Source organism: Vagococcus fessus (assembly GCF_003987565.1).
Taxonomy (GTDB): Bacteria; Bacillota; Bacilli; order Lactobacillales; family Vagococcaceae; genus Vagococcus_D; species Vagococcus_D fessus.
The window spans coordinates 705,128-721,894 of the sequence record NZ_NGJY01000002.1 but is presented as its reverse complement, the minus strand read 5'-3'; the positions used below and the strand labels follow the sequence as shown (position 1 = coordinate 721,894).

Sequence of the window (16,767 nt, the reverse complement as noted above, 5' to 3'; positions counted from 1 at the left end):
AGACATGAAAGGGTGGTAAGGGAGATGGGAGAAAGCATTATTGTTTTTGATCAAGTGAAAAAAAGCTACAACGATACAACCGTATTAAATAATGTGAGTTTTGAGATTGAACAAGGGAAATTTTATACATTGTTGGGACCATCTGGTTGTGGTAAGACTACAATTTTACGTTTGATTGCTGGGTTTATTGAAGCCAGTGAAGGTGAGATTTTATTAGAGGGGAAAAGAGTAAATGATATTCCTGCTAATAAACGAAAAGTAAATACTGTCTTTCAAGATTATGCGTTATTTCCTCATATGAATGTGTTTGATAATGTTGCATTTGGTTTAACAATTAAAAAAGTGCCGAAAGATAAGATAGAAGCGAAAGTGAAAGAGGTTCTAAAATTAGTTCAATTATCAGGGTTTGAAGACCGTGAAATTACAGAGATGTCAGGTGGTCAACGCCAACGTGTTGCTATTGCTAGAGCCTTAGCGAATGAACCAGAGGTGCTTTTATTAGATGAGCCACTTTCTGCATTAGATTTGAAATTACGAACAGATATGCAATATGAATTAAGAGAATTGCAAAAGCGTTTAGGGATTACCTTTATTTTTGTGACTCATGACCAGGAAGAAGCTTTAGCGATGAGCGATGAGATTTTTGTTTTAAATAAAGGGAAAATCGTTCAAAGTGGCACACCAGTTGATATTTATGATGAGCCGATTAACCGTTTTGTAGCAGATTTTATTGGTGAAAGTAACATTGTAAAAGGAAATATGCTGGAGGATAACTTGGTTCAATTTGTAGGTAAAACATTTGAATGTGTGGATGGTGGAATGCGTCCAAATGAAGCAATTGATGTGATGATTAGACCGGAAGATTTAACCTTAACACCAGTTGAAAAAGGAAAATTGATTATTAAAGTAGACAGTCAATTGTTCCGTGGCGTCCATTATGAAATTGTAGGCTTAGATGCTGAAGGAAATGAATGGGTGGTTCATTCTACTCGTAAAGCTAAAGAAGGGTCACAAGTTGGGCTATTCTTTGAACCTGAAGATATTCATGTCATGCGTTACAATGAATCGGAAGAGGAATTTGATGCACGTCTTGAAAGTTATGAGGAAGAATAGGAGGGACGTCAATGACTCAAACAAAACGAATTTATTCTATACCGTATGTGTTGTGGTTGGGGCTGTTTGTTATTGCTCCCGTACTACTTATTATTTATCAATCGTTTAAAGGGATTGATAATCAGTTTACATTAGCCAATTATAAAGACTATTTTTCGTCGGGGACGTATCTTCGTATGACGTTAAATTCCGTGTGGTATGCGTTTATTATCACGGTAGTCGTGTTATTAATTAGCTATCCAGCCGCGTATATTTTAAATAAAATGAAACATAAGCAGCTCTTATTGATGTTGATTATTTTACCGACATGGGTCAATTTATTATTAAAAGCGTACGCGTTTATCGGTATTTTCAGTACACATGGAACAATCAATCAGTTTTTGATGTTTACTGGAATTGGCTCGAAACAGATTTTGTTTACAGACTTTAGTTTTATTTTTGTAGCAGCTTATATCGAAATTCCATTTATGATTATGCCGATATTTAATGCATTAGAAGAGATGAATCCTTCACTTATTAGTGCCAGTCGTGATTTAGGTGCGAATAGTTGGGAGACCTTCCGTCGTGTGATCGTGCCACTTTCGATGAACGGAGTTAAGAGTGGCGTTCAAGCTGTGTTTATTCCGTCATTAAGCTTATTCATGTTAACGCGTTTGATTGGTGGGAACCGAGTGATTACACTAGGAACAGCTATTGAGGAACATTTTATGGTGACTCAAAATTGGGGCATGGGTTCAACAATCGGTGTTGTCTTAATCATTGCCATGTTAGCGATTATGCTTGTGACAGGGGAGCGTAAGAAGAAAGGAGGCCGTCATTAATGTTGAAGAAATTTGAGTGGTCAAAACTTTATTTATTGGCGGTTTTTGCCTTATTATATTTACCAATTTTTTATCTAATCTTTTATTCGTTTAATGCAGGTGGTACGATGACTGATTTTACAGGATTTACATTAGACCATTATAAGGGAGTATTTTTGGATAAACGTTTAATTGGGATTGTCTTAAATACCTTTATGTTAGCCTTTTTATCTGCTCTAATCGCTACAGTTATTGGAACATTTGGGGCAATGATGATTTACTACACTAAAAAACGTAAAAGTCGTAATGTGTTGGTAAGTTTAAATAATATTTTAATGGTGTCACCAGACGTTATTATTGGAGCCAGTTTCTTGATTTTCTTCACCTTTTTAGGATTGAGTTTAGGATTTGCTTCAGTGCTATTGTCGCATATCGCTTTTAGTATTCCGATTGTGGTGTTGATGGTATTACCAAAATTAAAAGAGATGAATGATTCGATGATTGATGCTGCACGTGATTTGGGAGCAGGGAATTGGACGGTTATTCGTAAAGTTATTTTACCGTTTATTACACCAGGTGTAGTGGCAGGTTATTTTATGGCATTCACTTACTCGTTAGATGATTTTGCCGTGACTTTTTTCGTAACAGGGAATGGTTTTAGTACATTATCTGTAGAAATTTATTCACGTGCGCGCCAAGGGGTTAGTTTAGAAATCAATGCATTAAGTGCGTTATTATTTGTTTTCTCAATGTTACTAGTTGCAGGGTATTATTTTATTAGTCAAGGCAATTTAACAAAGAAACAAAAAACACGTCGTAAAGCTCATCGAGAGGTGGTGGAGCATCTATGAAAAAATTAAGGTCATTAGTTATTGGAATTGTTGGGATTATTGCTCTGCTTTACCTAGGGAGTCACCAATTAGAGAAAGCGCAAGGTTTTTCAGGTGCGAATACTCTCACAATTTATAACTGGGGGGATTATATTGACCCTGATTTGATTAAGAAATTTGAGAAAGAAACGTCTTATAAAGTCAGTTATGAAACATTTGATTCTAATGAAGCGATGTTTACAAAGGTGCAACAGGGTGGGACTGCTTATGATATTACCATCCCAAGTGAATATATGATTCAGAAGATGATGAAAAATAATATGTTGAAAAAGTTAGACCATTCGAAGATAAAAGGAATGGATGCTATTGATCCAGCTTTTAAGAATTTAGATTTTGACCCTAATAATGATTACTCTATTCCGTATTTTTGGGGGACGCTAGGGATTATCTACAATGATAAGTTTGTCGATAAGGCTAACATGACCAGTTGGAATGATTTATGGCGACCGGAATTATTGAATAATATTATGTTAATTGATGGGGCAAGAGAGGTGCTAGGACTGGCTTTAAATAGTGATAATCAGTCGTTGAATAGTAAGGATATGGCGCAGTTAACAGCAGCTAAAGAGAAATTAATGGGGATGGTGCCTAATGTTAAGGCTATTGTTGCTGACGAAATTAAGATGTATATGAGCAATGAAGAAAGTGCCGTCGCTGTTTCTTTCTCAGGTGAAGCAGCAGAGATGTTAGAGAATAATAAGCATCTTCATTATGTTATACCAGAAGAAGGCAGTAATTTATGGTTTGATAACATCGTAATTCCTAAAACAGCTAAAAATATTGAGGGAGCGTATGCGTTTATCAACTTTATGTTGGAACCAGAGAATGCCGCGATCAATGCAGAATATATTGGGTATGCGACACCTAATAAAGAAGCTAAGAAACTGTTGCCAAAAGAAATTGTGGAAGACGAGCAATTTTATCCTAAGGATGACGTTATTAAGGAGTTACAAGTGTACGAAGATTTGGGTCCAGAGTACTTAGGTATCTATAATGACTTGTTTTTAGAATTTAAAATGCATCGTAAGTAAAAATGAAAATATAACGAGAGACATCGACCTTTTATTTCTATTTTTTTATGGATAAGGTATAATATTGAAGTTACAAATTTCAAAGAGGGGGGACTATCGTGGAAATTATTGAAAAAGCACCGGCTAAAATCAATCTTGGTTTGGATATTTTACATAAACGAGAAGATGGCTACCATGAAGTCAATATGGTCATGGCTAGTATTGATTTAGCGGACAAATTAATTTTCCGAGAACTACCTCAAGATGATATTATAATTGAAACAGACAGTAGTTTTTTACCAGTTGACCGTCGCAATCATGTGTATCAGGCGGCTAGTTTACTTAAGGAGCATTGTCGTATTGATAAAGGGGTTCATATAGAAGTAACGAAGCGTATTCCTGTGGCAGCGGGTATGGCTGGTGGGAGTACAGACGCAGCAGCAACGTTACGTGGTCTTAATCGTTTATGGGAGTTAGGTCTTAGTTTGGAGGAATTAGCTGAATTAGGAAAAGAAATTGGGTCGGATACACCGTACTGTGTGTTGGGGAATACTTCTCTAGCAACAGGTAGAGGTGATGAGTTGTCAGCTCTACCGGCAATGCCAGCTTGTTGGGTTGTCGTTGTAAAACCTCGCGTCAGCGTGTCAACGTGGACCATATTCACTGATTTAGCAGTAGATACTTTACATCATCCAGATATAGAGGCACTTGAAGAAGCCATTCGTTTAGGTGACTATCAAAAAATGGTTGCAAGTGTCGGCAATTCTCTAGAGACAGCGACAACGGCTAAACATCCAATCGTTGGTCAGATTAAGGAAAAGATGTTGAAATTTGGAGCAGATGCGGCCCTGATGAGCGGGAGTGGTCCCACAGTTTATGCGCTCTGTGATAAATATTCACGTGCTCAACGAGTGTATAACGGTGTTAAAGGGTTTTGTGAAGAAGTTTATATTGTCAGAACATTAGAGGGTCAGGTTGACCACTAGATAGAACTAAAGAGTCATGAAAAATCGAGAGACAGATTTTTCGTGACTTTTTTGTAAATTCAGAGGCTTTTCTTGACGTTAGTCTAATATTAATGGTATTCTTTAAAACGTAATCTTTACGTTTTAAAGAATACCATTAAAAAATTGATGAAGAAATGAAGGTGTAACGATGACAAAACATTATATAGAAGTTAATAACGTCACGTTTTACTATGGTGAAGAACCTGTATTAGAAGATATTTCTTATCATGTTGATCCAGGAGAATTTGTTATATTAACAGGAGAAAACGGGGCAGCTAAGTCGACCCTTGTCCGTAATACATTGGGCTTATTAACACCGGCCTCTGGTGAAGTCACATTAGCTAAAACAAATTATGAAGGAAAAAAACTGAGTATTGGTTATATTCCACAACAAGTGGCATCGTTTAATGCGGGGTTCCCTAGTACGGTATTAGAATTGGTTCAATCAGGACGATATCAACGTGGACGTTGGTTTAAACGATTTGATGAAACGGATCATCAGCATGTTGAAAAAGCATTAAAATCCGTTGGCATGTGGGATATGCGTAATAAACGAGTAGGTGAATTGTCAGGTGGACAAAAGCAGCGTATTTGTTTAGCCCGAATTTTTGCAACGGACCCTGATTTATTTATTTTAGATGAGCCAACGACAGGGATGGATGAGACCTCTCGTGGCGATTTTTATGAATTATTACGTCATAATGCTCATGACCATAATAAGGCAATTTTAATGATTACGCATGATCATGAAGATATTAAAGAGTATGCGGATAGACACATCCGTTTAGTGAGGAAGGAGGATTCCGAATGGCGATGCTTTCATATGAATTCATGAGACGAGCAATGTTAGCAGCAAGTTTCATGGCAATAATCGCACCACTTATTGGAGTATTTTTAGTTGTGAGAAGGCAGTCACTGTTAGCGGACACCCTATCACATGTTTCCTTAGCAGGGATAGCATTAGGATTTTTTATCAATATTAATCCAACACTGACAACTTTATTTGTTGTCATCGTATCAGCAGTTGTATTGGAATATTTACGCATGGTTTACCAAACGTATTCGGAAGTATCGACAGCGATACTGATGTCTGGTGGACTGGCAACAGCCTTGGTACTGATGAATGCCAATAAAGGTGATTCATCAATGAGAATTCAACAGTATTTATTTGGTTCAATTGTGACAATTAATCAAGAACAAGTCGTTATACTAGGTGTGCTGTTGATTTTACTAGTGATTATTTTTAGTTTGTTTAAACGACCGATGTATGTGTTAACATTTGATGAAGATACAGCACATGTTGACGGTTTACCTGTGAGATGGATGTCATTATTATTCAATGTCTTAACGGGTGTTGCCATCACGGTAATGATTCCAATAGCAGGCGCGTTATTAGTTTCCGCTATTATGGTACTTCCTGCCGCAATCTCTATGAGAATTGGTCGCAGTTTTAATCAAGTACTGTTAGTTAGTGTTGTTATTGGCTTAATCGGAATGCTAGGTGGATTAGTAACGTCTTACCAAGCAGATACGCCACCAGGTGCGACAATTACTTTAATTTTTATTGGTATTTTCTTTTTAGTAATGCTCATAAAAAAAATTAAAGCCTATCTATACCAATCGAAAAAAAATAAGTCAGTCTAATAAGACAGGCTTATTTTTTTTGATTTTAAAAGGGTGAGTAATTGATTGTAAAAACGAACAATTTTTGTAATTTTTGGCAAAAAGGCTAGGTTTATTGGGTAAAAAATCATATAATAGGAAGTGATTGTAGGAGAAGAGGTGACAGAATGAAAATCAGAAGAAGTGAGCGATTAGTCGATATGACGCACTATTTGCTAGAGCATCCCCATACATTGATACCATTACCATTTTTTGCTGAACGTTATAGCTCAGCTAAGTCATCAATAAGTGAAGATTTGGGTATTATCAAAAAAACATTTCAAGAACGAAATAAAGGGATTTTAGAAACAGTGCCAGGTGCTGCCGGTGGAGTTAGATTTATTCCAGATATGACAGTTGAACAAGCCGAAGAAGTGATAATGACACTATGTGATCGTTTATCAGAAAAAGACCGTCTGTTACCAGGAGGCTATGTCTATTTATCTGATTTATTAGGAGAGCCAGAGCTTTTGCGCCAGGTTGGTCAGATTATAGCTTCAAAATATAAAAATGAAAAAATTGATGCCGTGATGACAGTGGCAACAAAAGGGGTACCGATTGCGCAAGCTGTTTCGTATCATCTTAATGTCCCATTTGTTATCGTGAGACGTGATTCAAAAATTACTGAAGGATCAACGGTTAGTGTGAATTATGTGTCAGGTTCCTCAGAACGAATTGAAAAGATGGAGTTATCTAAGCGTAGTCTGAAACGTGGATCAAGAGTGCTAGTTGTGGATGACTTTATGAAGGGCGGAGGTACTGTAAATGGTATGAAGGCCTTGATTGAAGAATTTGAATCAGAATTAGTCGGGATTACAGTATTTGCGGAATCAACTTTCAGTGGAAGACGTATGATTGAATCGTATCAATCGTTATTATGTGTCAAAGATGTGGATGTTTCAACGAAAACAATTACGGTTGTACCGGGAACGTATTTTAATTAAGAGAGTTTACAGGAGGATGTTATAAATGAAAAAACGTTATGCCATTATTTTAGCAGCGGGACAAGGGTCACGCATGAAATCCAAAAAATATAAAGTGTTACATGAAATTGCAGGACAAGCAATGGTTGAGCACGTAGTAGGTAATGTTGAAAAATTATCACCAGAAAAAATCGTAACGGTTGTAGGCTTTGGTGCAGAGAGTGTTAAAGAAAAATTAGGTAAGCGTTCAGAATACGCGTTACAATCAGAACAATTAGGAACAGGACATGCTGTTTTAATGACAAAAGACTTGCTTGAAAAAGCAGAAGGAACAACACTTGTTGTTTGTGGCGATACACCTTTAATTACATCAGAAACATTAGATGCTTTGTTTACAGAGCATGAAAAATCAAAAGCTAAAGCGACAATTTTAACGGCACATGCTGAAAATCCATTTTCATATGGGCGTATTATCAGAGATGAAAATGGTCATGTTGAACGTATTGTGGAAGAGAAAGATGCTAATGAAGTCGAAAGACAAGTTCAAGAAATCAATACAGGGACATTCTGTTTTGACAATCAAGCAATGTTTGAAGCTCTTGCACAAGTTGGAAATAATAACGCTCAAGGAGAATACTACTTACCAGACGTAATTGGTATTTTACAAGAAAAAGGCGAAATTGTTTCTGCTTACCAAATGAAAGAATTTAAAGATTCAATTGGGATTAATGATCGTATGGCATTAGCGGAAGCAACAAAAACAATGCGCCAACGTTTAAACCGTCAACATATGGTAAACGGTGTAACATTTGTTAACCCAGAAGCAACATACATTGATGCAACGGTTGTTATCGGAAACGATACTGTAATCGAAGCAGGAGTGAGCTTGAAAGGCAACACTGTTATTGGATCGGGGTGTCATATTGGGGCGAATAGTGAAATTATCGATAGCGTGATTGGTGATGATGTGAAAGTTATCTCATCACATATCGAAGGTGCGACAGTTGGAAATGGTAGTGACGTTGGTCCGTTTGGTCGCTTACGTCCAAATGCGGAATTGGCTGAAAATGTTCACGTAGGTAACTTCGTAGAGATTAAAAATGCTCAAATTAAAAAAGATTCTAAAGTGGGTCATTTAACATATGTGGGGGATGCTGAAGTCGGTGAAAATGTTAATATTGGATGCGGGACAGTTTTCGTTAACTATGATGGAAAAAATAAACATCGTTCAGTGATTGGTGACAATGTTTTCTTAGGTTGTCATACAAGTATTGTGTCACCAGTGACGGTTGGAAATGGGGCATTTACTGCTGCAGGTTCAACGATTACAAAAGATGTTCCTGAGAATTCTTTAGCAATTGCACGTGAAACTCAAGTGAATAAAGAGCAATATGCTAAAAAACTACCGTATTCACAATAAATTTTTAGAATAACTTGATTTTCTACGTGAAAATGACTAGTATTTAATATGAAAACAAAAATTTTTCTTAAAAAGAAAGCGGAGGTCCTAATGTCAAAACATTACTTTGATCCAAGACTGAAAATATTTGCCTTAAACTCTAACAAAAAGTTAGCGGAAAAAATTGCAAATGCAGTAGGAGTAGAGTTAGGTAAATCATCAGTAAACCAATTTAGCGATGGAGAAATTCAAATCAATATTGAAGAAAGTATCCGTGGTGACCATGTTTACTTAATTCAATCAACAAGCTCACCTGTCAATGATAACTTAATGGAGTTATTAATTATGATTGATGCGTTAAAACGTGCGAGTGCAAAAACAATTAATGTTGTAATGCCTTATTACGGTTACGCTCGTCAAGATAGAAAAGCTCGTTCTCGTGAGCCTATCACAGCTAAATTAGTAGCGAATATGTTAACAGCAGCAGGAGCAAACCGTGTTCTAACATTAGATTTACATGCGGTCCAAATCCAAGGATTCTTTGATATTCCAGTTGACCACTTAATGGCGGCACCTCTTTTAGCAGAGTACTTCATTGATAATGGTTATGTTGGCGATGACACAGTTGTTGTTTCACCTGACCATGGTGGTGTAACTCGTGCTCGCAAATTAGCAGAATTCTTAAAAGCACCAATCGCAATTATTGATAAACGTCGTCCAAAAGCTAACGTAGCTGAAGTGATGAACATTATCGGTAATGTCGATGGTAAAAAATGTATCTTAATCGATGACATGATCGACACAGCAGGTACTATTACATTAGCAGCAAAAGCATTGAAAGATGCTGGTGCAACAGAAGTATTGGCATGCTGTACACATCCAGTTTTATCAGGACCAGCGTTTGAAAGATTAGATAATTCACCAATCGAAAAAGTGATTGTAACGGACTCTATCTACTTACCAGATGAAAATAGAATTGATAAAATTGAAGAAGTGAGTGTTGGTGCTCTTATTGGAGATGCTATTAAACGTATTCACGAAAACAAACCAGTTAGTCCACTTTTTGAGAAAAAAAGATAAATAAAAAAACTCTCTAACACTTGTTAGGGAGTTTTTTGTTTGGCTTATTTTTTAGATAATAAATCGCGGATTTCCATTAATAATTGTTCAGTTGCTTCCATTTCGTCTTCGACTTCTTCTTCTTTGTTAACACCGGACATATCGCGTGCTTTGTTAACTGTTTTAACGATTGCAAAAACGACAATGGCAGTGATGAAGAATGTGATAATCGCACTGATTACCATTCCGTATCCAAATTCTACACCATTGAATGTGTAAGACATCTTTTCCATATTTTTAACACCGAATAAACTAATAACAAGTCCAACCAGTGGTGTGATAAGACCTTCAACGATAGCTTTAACGATTGCTGTAAAAGCACCACCGATTACAACCCCAATTGCTAAGTCTAATACGTTACCTTGCATGATAAACTCTTTAAATTCTTTAATCAAAACAACTTCCCCCTTTATATTTTATATTAAACTTATAGAAAACTAACAGGAGGACAAAAATAAGAGCCCTCTCGTTTGCTAGGACTAATTTTTTATAGTCTTTTGTCAGTGACTATCAGTATAATAATGTCGAATTCTATGCTATCATAAATTGAGAAATAGGGCTAGTATAAAAAACTAAAAAGATAAAAAGAGCCCAACACTAACCTTTAATTACCGTTTAATGAACAAACAAGAGGTTTCGTATAGGTGAGAGTATTTAGTTTAGATGAGAGAGGAAGTTATATTAGAGTGGATAAATTAAAAAATGGAATTAACTTTCATGTTATTCCTACAGAAAAATATAAAACGGTCCGTATGATGATGCGCTTTTCGGCACCATTGTCAGTAGAAACTATTAGTAAACGTACATTATTAGCGAGTATGTTAGAAACAAGTTCCAAAAAATATAATACTCAATTAGCAGTTAGCGAAAAATTAGCTGATATGTATGGAGCGAATTATGGTATTAATGTGGGTAAAAAAGGACAGACTCATTATCTGAGTGTTATTTTTAATAGTGTAAATGGCAAGTATTTACCTCATGAAGAAGATGTTATTTCTGAAGGTATTTCTTTCGTTGAAGAAATGTTATTTAATCCTGCTATTGAATCAGGAGAATTCGATAAGGATACATTTTATAGAGAACAAAAAAATCTTCAAGAGTATATTGCATCAGTAAGTGATGATAAGCAAAGTTTAGCCTCGCTTAAACTTCAAGAAGTTTATTTTTCTGAAGATGAAAATCAAAAATATCCAAGTTTTGGGACAATTGAAGAAGTAGGGAAAGAAACCCCAGCTAGCCTGGCGACCTATTATAAACATATGATTTCTGAAGATACAGTAGATATTTTTGTTATTGGTGATGTATCTACAGAGAAATTAAAAAAACAGATTGAAGCGTTGCCTTTTAGTGAGCGTTTAGAAGTTGTAGAGCAAGCCTTCTATAGCCAAGATGTTAAAAATGAAGTCATTATAAAAGAAGAAACCTACAATGTTTCTCAAGCCAAATTAAATCTAGCCTACAACACAAACTGTTATTACTATGATGAAGATTATTTTGCTATGCAAATTTTTAATGGTCTATTTGGTGGATTTCCTCATTCAAAATTATTCATGAATGTTCGTGAAAAAGAAAGTATGGCTTATTATGCATCGAGTTCACTAGATACTTTTAGAGGGTTATTAACCGTTCAAACAGGTATTGACGGTCAAAATCGTGAGAAGGTTGAAGGATTAATCCAAGAACAATTGGCAAGTCTTGTTAGAGGAGAAATTTCAGAAGAAGAGTTATCTCAAACGAAAGAAATGTTAAAAAATCACTATTTCTTATCATTAGATAATCCAGCTGCTGTTATTGAAGCTTCATTTTTACAAGAAAAATTACCGCAATCCAATATAACCGCTGATGAATGGGTAGCAAAATTAGAAGCTGTTACGGTAGAAGACATTCAAAAAGTAGCGGCTAAAGTGACACTACAAGCGGCGTACTTTATGACAGGAGGAGCAGAATAATGGAAAAAATAGTTTATTCAGGAGTCAATGAAGTTATCTATAAAGAAAAAATGGCTAACGGTTTAACTGTTATTTTGCTTCCAAAAGAAGACTTTAATAAGACATACGGTTTATTTACAACAGACTATGGTTCAATTGATAATCATTTTATTCCATTAGGTGAGACGGAGCCCGTCCTAGTACCGGATGGTATTGCTCATTTTCTAGAACATAAAATGTTTGAAAAAGAGACGGGTGATGTTTTCCAAAACTTTGGAGCGCAAGGAGCCTCAGCAAATGCCTATACGAGTTTTACTAAAACAAGTTATCTCTTCTCAACAACTAGTAAAGTATCAGAAAATATGACAACACTATTGGACTTTGTTCAAGAGCCTTACTTTACTGAAGAAACCGTTGAAAAAGAAAAGGGAATTATTGGTCAAGAAATTCAAATGTATCAAGACGATTCAAACTGGCGTCTGTTCTTTGGGATTATTGGTAACATGTATCCGAATCATCCGCTACATATTGATATTGCAGGGACAATCGATAGTATCTCTGAAATAACAGCAGAAGATTTACACTTATGCTACCGTACGTTTTACCACCCAAGTAATATGAATTTACTTGTAGTTGGGAAGATGAATCCAGAAGAGATGATGACTCTAATTCGAGATAATCAAAATAGAAAAGAGTTTAAATCATCAGAGCCAATTAAGCGTCTAACTCCAACGGGAGATCAAGGTCATTTGATTAAGACAAGTAGTATCAAAATGCCAGTAAACAGAAGTAAAGTAATTGTTGGCGTTAGGGGGGATGACGTTTTACCAGAAGATGGAATGGGCTTACTTCGTTATCAAACGACAGCGGGGCTATTATTCCAATTGTTATTTGGTGACACGTCTATAACAAGAGAACGTTTATACAATGAAGGTTTAATTGATGATAGTTTTGGTTATGATTTCACTTTAGATAGAGGATTTCATTTTGCTGATTTTGGTGGAGATAGTGCAAAGCCAGAAGAACTATCTAATGAAATAAAATCAATCTTGTTAAATGCGGCAACAAGTCCAGACTTAACAGAGGAGAAGCTAACTTTATTAAAGAAAAAAATGCTTGGTAAACATCTTCAATCACTTAATTCATTAGAATTTATTGCCCGTAAGTTTAGTCAAATGAGTTATGGAGAAGCAACTTTATTTGATTTAGTTGAAGTCATAGATGATATTACTTTAGAAGACATTCATGAGGTCAGATCTAACTTTATTAAAGAAGAAAGCATTAGCGACTTTTATATTTACCCTGAAGAGGAGAAATAGAGATGCCCTATGCATTGGTTTTAGGTGCGAGTGGTGATATCGGTGAAGCTTGCGTAATGCGTTTAGCAGCAGAAGGTTGGTCAATTTATTGCCACTTTAATAAAAATCAGAAAAAAAGTTTAGATTTAGTTGAAAAATTAACTGAAAAGTATCCTAAACAAGATTTTTTTATGATACAGTTAGATATGTCTGAAAAAAAAGTATCAACAGCATTTTTTGAACAATTATTTCAGGTCGATGCCGTGATTTTTGCCAGTGGAGATACGGTGTATAAGCTATTGACAGATACGACAGTTGATGAAATGGACCTCTTGTGGAATTGCATGGTGAAATCACCGATACAAATTTGTCAGCACCTTCAAAGTAAATTAGCTAAAACAAAAAAAGGACGTATTATCTTTATAGGTTCAGTATATGGTTTGGTTGGTAGTGCTATGGAAGTTGTTTATAGCACGGTAAAAGGAGCGCAACAAAGTTTTGTAAAAGCATACGCACAAGAAGTGGCATCACTAGGTATTACGGTTAATCTGATAGCTCCAGGAGCTGTAGCGACGAAAATGAATGAGTCATGGACAACTGAAGAGTTAGAGGACCTACGTTTAGAGATTCCTGTGGGACGTTTAGCTGAGCCAGAAGAAGTAGCAGAGGCTGTTAATTTTTTAGCGAGTGATGCTGCATCATACTTAACTGGAACAGTCCTACCAGTAACAGGTGGATGGAAAATGTAGGATGTAATTATATAGAAAAAGGGTGAGTTTGTGAGAACGATTGGAGATATTTTAAGGAAAGCCCGTATAGAAAAAGGCTTGACTATTGAAGAGTTACAACAGGCAACTAAAATTCAAACGCGTTACTTAGAATTGATAGAAGCAAATAAATTTGATGAATTACCCGGTGATTATTATGCCCGTTCTTTTATTCGTCAATACGCTAATGAAGTTGGCGAAGATGGCGATTACTTAGCAGATCGTTTCGATGGCGTCGTAGTGGCTGATAATGTGGCAGTGGAAGTGACAGAGGTAGAAGAAGAACGTTCGGATTTAAGTAGAGAGCGTTACTCTGATAGAAAACCGAATGTTGTAAAATCTAATTTGCCAATGCTTCTTTTATTTGCTGTTGCAGCGTTTATTATTTTTGGAATAGGCTTCTTGACGCTCCGTTCAACAGACGACGAACCATTAATTGAAAAAGCAGATAAAGTAGTAGTAAAAAAGAAAGAACCCATAAAGAAAGCAGATGTTGAAGAATCACCAGATGATTTGGATATTAACTTTGATAGTCAAGAAGGTTATAATGTCACTATGACTGTCTCGAATGCAGAAGGACCTTTGGATTTAGAGTTTATTGGCAAAGACGCTAGGTGCTGGATAGGTGTTATGATCGATGGGGAATATGTATATGATCAGACGTTAGAAGCGGGTGAAACAGGAGAAACGACGCTACCTGATGGAACAACCCAAGCTAGAATTGTGCTAGGTAACATAAGTAATGCAGAAGTTAAAATTAACGGTCAAGAGCTTGAGTTTAACCCAGAGGGTGACGAAGCGGTGAAACGTAATATTAAATTACTGATTGAATAGGTTTAGTTATAACGATAATGAATTAAAGGATGGTGCTTTAAAGTGAATTTACCAAATAAGTTAACGGTAATCAGAATTTGTATGATTCCGGTATTTTTAATAGTAGTGGCCGATGCTATGGCATGGGGAAGTATGTCAATTGCAGGAACAGCTATCCCAGTTAATCAATTTGTAGGGATGATAATATTTGCGGTTGCTAGTATCACAGACTGGCTAGATGGTAAAATTGCCCGTTCTCAAGGTCTAGTTACCAACTTCGGAAAATTTGCAGATCCTCTAGCAGATAAAATGTTAGTTATGACAGCATTTATTGTGCTTGTCTCTCAAGGGAAAGTACCAGCTTGGATTGCAGCAGTTATTGTTTGTCGTGAACTAGCAGTAACAGGTTTACGTTTGTTATTAGTTGAAGATGGCGAAGTTATGGCAGCAGCATGGCCTGGTAAAGTAAAAACAGCCACTCAGATGTTAGCAATCATCTTCTTAATGATTAATAATGCGCCATTTGAAGCATTAGGTTTACCGGTAGCAACGATTTTGCTTTACGTTTGTTTAGCTTTTACTATTTATTCAGGCGTAGATTACTTTATTAAAAATAGTCACGTGTTCAAGGGTTCTATGTAAGAGAAAAACAACGAGTAAGTTCGTTGTTTTTTTTTGTTTAAATTTGTGTGATATAATTTTGTAGAAAGTATCACTTTACGCGAATATTATAAAGAATGGGTGTGGCAGTCATGAAAGCAGAGATTATTGCAGTAGGAACAGAGCTTTTGTTAGGGCAAGTGGTGAATACGAATGCAACATACCTTTCAGAAGAATTAGCAGGATTAGGGTATGAAGTTTATTATCAGACGGTGGTAGGAGATAATCCTGGACGCTTAAAAACACTTTTAGAATTGGCAGATACAAGAAGTGAACTAGTTATTCTGTGTGGTGGATTAGGACCGACTGACGATGATATCACACGTGATATATTGGCTGAGCATTTAAATGAAGCTCTAGTGATGGATCAAAAGGCTTTGGATTATGTCGTATCGTATATTTCGAAGTCCGGCCGACCAATGACACCGAATAATAAACGTCAAGCTTTGACAATTTCTAATGGTCAAGTTTTAGAAAATCCAGTAGGGTTAGCCATTGGGACCTTTTATCAAGCGGAGAATACGGCTTATATGGTGTTACCTGGACCGCCACGAGAGTTAAAAGGTATGTTTGAAGAATCAGCTAAGCCTGTTTTGAAAGAGTTGCTACCTCAAAAGATGAAACTAACATCACGTGTTTTACGTTTTTATGGGATTGGAGAATCACGCCTAGTAACAGAATTAGCAGAGTTGATTACCACTCAAACTAATCCGACATTAGCTCCGTATGCTAAAACCAACGAAGTAACCTTACGTTTGACAGCGAAAACGGAGACAGATGAAGAGGCGCTTCTATTATTAAATAAAATGGAAGAAAAAATTCAAGAAAAAGTCGGGACCTATTTTTATGGCTACGGTGAAACTAACTCGTTACAAAATGAATTAGTCAATGTGCTAAAAAAAGAAGGAAAGACCTTATCAAGTGTGGAGTGTTTAACGTCAGGACTATTTCAAAGTACGATTTCAACGATACCGGGTTCGGATTTAGTAAGTAAGGGTGGCGTCATTTTTCCATCCCTCAATCAATTGGTTGTTTCTTTACCAAATGTATCTAGTCAAAATAAATCGAACGATTATTTAGATGAACAGTTGCTAACGTTAGTTGCTGAAAATTGTTGTCAAATGTTTGAAACAGACTATGCAATTGCGATTGCTGGAATAACTGATAATTGTCAAAGTGAAAGCTATGATGTGGGTGAGGTTGCTATAGCGTTAACTGACCGAACAGGGAAGCAAGAAGTAATGCGCTATAATTTTGGTGGCAATAAGGCTTCTATTCAATATCAAGCGGTCCTAAAAGGAATGGACCTGATTAGGCGTCGATTATTATCTAAATAAAAAACACGAACAAACATTCGTAAAAAGCTTGATTTTTTAAG

At 36.2% G+C, this 16,767-nt stretch carries 17 protein-coding genes; 16 read left to right on the top strand and 1 reads right to left on the bottom strand.

The window, feature by feature from the left end:
* Positions 1-24: 24 nt before the first annotated feature.
* The 10 genes from CBF31_RS07700 (at position 25) to CBF31_RS07655 (ending at position 9,884) form a co-directional block, all read left to right on the top strand.
* Positions 25-1,113 (top strand): ABC transporter ATP-binding protein, encoded by a 1,089-nt coding sequence (locus CBF31_RS07700; protein WP_126831802.1) that lies wholly within the window; start codon positions 25-27, stop codon positions 1,111-1,113.
* 11 nt (positions 1,114-1,124) lie between these two features.
* Positions 1,125-1,934 (top strand): ABC transporter permease, encoded by an 810-nt coding sequence (locus CBF31_RS07695; RefSeq protein WP_126831801.1) that lies wholly within the window; start codon positions 1,125-1,127, stop codon positions 1,932-1,934.
* A 2-nt stretch (positions 1,935-1,936) separates the two neighbouring features.
* Positions 1,937-2,764, top strand: a complete 828-nt coding sequence (locus tag CBF31_RS07690; RefSeq protein WP_170167912.1) for an ABC transporter permease — start codon at positions 1,937-1,939, stop codon at positions 2,762-2,764.
* Positions 2,761-3,834, top strand: a complete 1,074-nt coding sequence (locus tag CBF31_RS07685) for an ABC transporter substrate-binding protein (RefSeq protein ID WP_126831799.1) — start codon at positions 2,761-2,763, stop codon at positions 3,832-3,834. The genes CBF31_RS07690 and CBF31_RS07685 overlap by 4 nt, the downstream gene beginning before the upstream one ends.
* A gap of 98 nt (positions 3,835-3,932) precedes the next feature.
* Complete coding sequence (ispE, locus tag CBF31_RS07680; RefSeq protein ID WP_126831798.1) at positions 3,933-4,799, top strand: 4-(cytidine 5'-diphospho)-2-C-methyl-D-erythritol kinase; 867 nt, start codon at positions 3,933-3,935, stop codon at positions 4,797-4,799.
* Positions 4,800-4,968: 169 nt separating this feature from the next.
* The gene (locus CBF31_RS07675) at positions 4,969-5,655 is read left to right on the top strand and encodes a metal ABC transporter ATP-binding protein (RefSeq protein WP_126831797.1); all 687 of its coding nucleotides are present in this window, start codon (positions 4,969-4,971) and stop codon (positions 5,653-5,655) included.
* A complete protein-coding gene (locus CBF31_RS07670) occupies positions 5,628-6,464 on the top strand; it encodes a metal ABC transporter permease (protein WP_126831796.1) in 837 nt (278 codons plus the stop codon). Before CBF31_RS07675 ends, CBF31_RS07670 begins: the two co-directional genes overlap by 28 nt.
* Before the next feature lie 146 nt (positions 6,465-6,610).
* Positions 6,611-7,426, top strand: coding sequence for a pur operon repressor (gene purR, locus CBF31_RS07665; RefSeq protein ID WP_126831795.1), 816 nt, complete (start codon positions 6,611-6,613; stop codon positions 7,424-7,426).
* A 25-nt stretch (positions 7,427-7,451) separates the two neighbouring features.
* Positions 7,452-8,825: a bifunctional UDP-N-acetylglucosamine diphosphorylase/glucosamine-1-phosphate N-acetyltransferase GlmU gene (gene glmU / locus CBF31_RS07660; protein WP_126831794.1), complete on the top strand. Its 1,374-nt coding sequence runs from the start codon at positions 7,452-7,454 to the stop codon at positions 8,823-8,825.
* A gap of 90 nt (positions 8,826-8,915) precedes the next feature.
* Positions 8,916-9,884 carry a ribose-phosphate diphosphokinase gene (locus CBF31_RS07655; protein WP_126831793.1) on the top strand — a complete coding sequence of 323 codons (969 nt, stop codon included), beginning with the start codon at positions 8,916-8,918 and terminating at the stop codon, positions 9,882-9,884.
* A 44-nt stretch (positions 9,885-9,928) separates the two neighbouring features.
* Here the strand turns inward: CBF31_RS07655 and mscL are convergent, their stop codons facing one another.
* Positions 9,929-10,318, bottom strand: a complete 390-nt coding sequence (mscL, locus tag CBF31_RS07650; RefSeq protein ID WP_126831792.1) for a large conductance mechanosensitive channel protein MscL — start codon at positions 10,316-10,318, stop codon at positions 9,929-9,931.
* Positions 10,319-10,567: 249 nt separating this feature from the next.
* Here mscL and yfmF point away from each other — a divergent pair, with 249 nt between their 5' ends.
* From yfmF to CBF31_RS07620, 6 genes are all read left to right on the top strand, one after another.
* Complete coding sequence (gene yfmF, locus CBF31_RS07645) at positions 10,568-11,872, top strand: EF-P 5-aminopentanol modification-associated protein YfmF (protein WP_245977940.1); 1,305 nt, start codon at positions 10,568-10,570, stop codon at positions 11,870-11,872.
* A complete protein-coding gene (gene yfmH, locus CBF31_RS07640; RefSeq protein WP_126831791.1) occupies positions 11,872-13,170 on the top strand; it encodes an EF-P 5-aminopentanol modification-associated protein YfmH in 1,299 nt (432 codons plus the stop codon). Before yfmF ends, yfmH begins: the two co-directional genes overlap by 1 nt.
* Positions 13,171-13,172: 2 nt before the next feature.
* On the top strand, positions 13,173-13,898 hold the full coding sequence (gene ymfI, locus CBF31_RS07635; protein ID WP_126831790.1) for an elongation factor P 5-aminopentanone reductase: 726 nt from the start codon (positions 13,173-13,175) through the stop codon (positions 13,896-13,898).
* A gap of 30 nt (positions 13,899-13,928) precedes the next feature.
* A complete protein-coding gene (locus CBF31_RS07630) occupies positions 13,929-14,750 on the top strand; it encodes a helix-turn-helix domain-containing protein (protein WP_126831789.1) in 822 nt (273 codons plus the stop codon).
* Between the two features lie 42 nt (positions 14,751-14,792).
* Positions 14,793-15,371, top strand: coding sequence for a CDP-diacylglycerol--glycerol-3-phosphate 3-phosphatidyltransferase (gene pgsA / locus CBF31_RS07625; RefSeq protein WP_126831788.1), 579 nt, complete (start codon positions 14,793-14,795; stop codon positions 15,369-15,371).
* Positions 15,372-15,481: 110 nt separating this feature from the next.
* The gene (locus CBF31_RS07620) at positions 15,482-16,726 is read left to right on the top strand and encodes a competence/damage-inducible protein A (protein ID WP_126831787.1); all 1,245 of its coding nucleotides are present in this window, start codon (positions 15,482-15,484) and stop codon (positions 16,724-16,726) included.
* The last annotated feature ends 41 nt before the right edge of the window (positions 16,727-16,767 follow it).

Excerpts from the sequence above, each read along its gene's own strand:
- CBF31_RS07700 (WP_126831802.1), top strand. The coding sequence starts at position 25 with ATGGGAGAAAGCATTATTGTTTTTGATCAAGTGAAAAAAAGCTACAAC.
- CBF31_RS07695 (WP_126831801.1), top strand. The coding sequence starts at position 1,125 with ATGACTCAAACAAAACGAATTTATTCTATACCGTATGTGTTGTGGTTG.
- CBF31_RS07685 (WP_126831799.1), top strand. The coding sequence starts at position 2,761 with ATGAAAAAATTAAGGTCATTAGTTATTGGAATTGTTGGGATTATTGCT.
- CBF31_RS07675 (WP_126831797.1), top strand. The coding sequence starts at position 4,969 with ATGACAAAACATTATATAGAAGTTAATAACGTCACGTTTTACTATGGT.
- CBF31_RS07670 (WP_126831796.1), top strand. The coding sequence starts at position 5,628 with ATGGCGATGCTTTCATATGAATTCATGAGACGAGCAATGTTAGCAGCA.
- purR (WP_126831795.1), top strand. The coding sequence starts at position 6,611 with ATGAAAATCAGAAGAAGTGAGCGATTAGTCGATATGACGCACTATTTG.
- glmU (WP_126831794.1), top strand. The coding sequence starts at position 7,452 with ATGAAAAAACGTTATGCCATTATTTTAGCAGCGGGACAAGGGTCACGC.
- CBF31_RS07655 (WP_126831793.1), top strand. The coding sequence starts at position 8,916 with ATGTCAAAACATTACTTTGATCCAAGACTGAAAATATTTGCCTTAAAC.
- yfmH (WP_126831791.1), top strand. The coding sequence starts at position 11,872 with ATGGAAAAAATAGTTTATTCAGGAGTCAATGAAGTTATCTATAAAGAA.
- ymfI (WP_126831790.1), top strand. The coding sequence starts at position 13,173 with ATGCCCTATGCATTGGTTTTAGGTGCGAGTGGTGATATCGGTGAAGCT.
- CBF31_RS07620 (WP_126831787.1), top strand. The coding sequence starts at position 15,482 with ATGAAAGCAGAGATTATTGCAGTAGGAACAGAGCTTTTGTTAGGGCAA.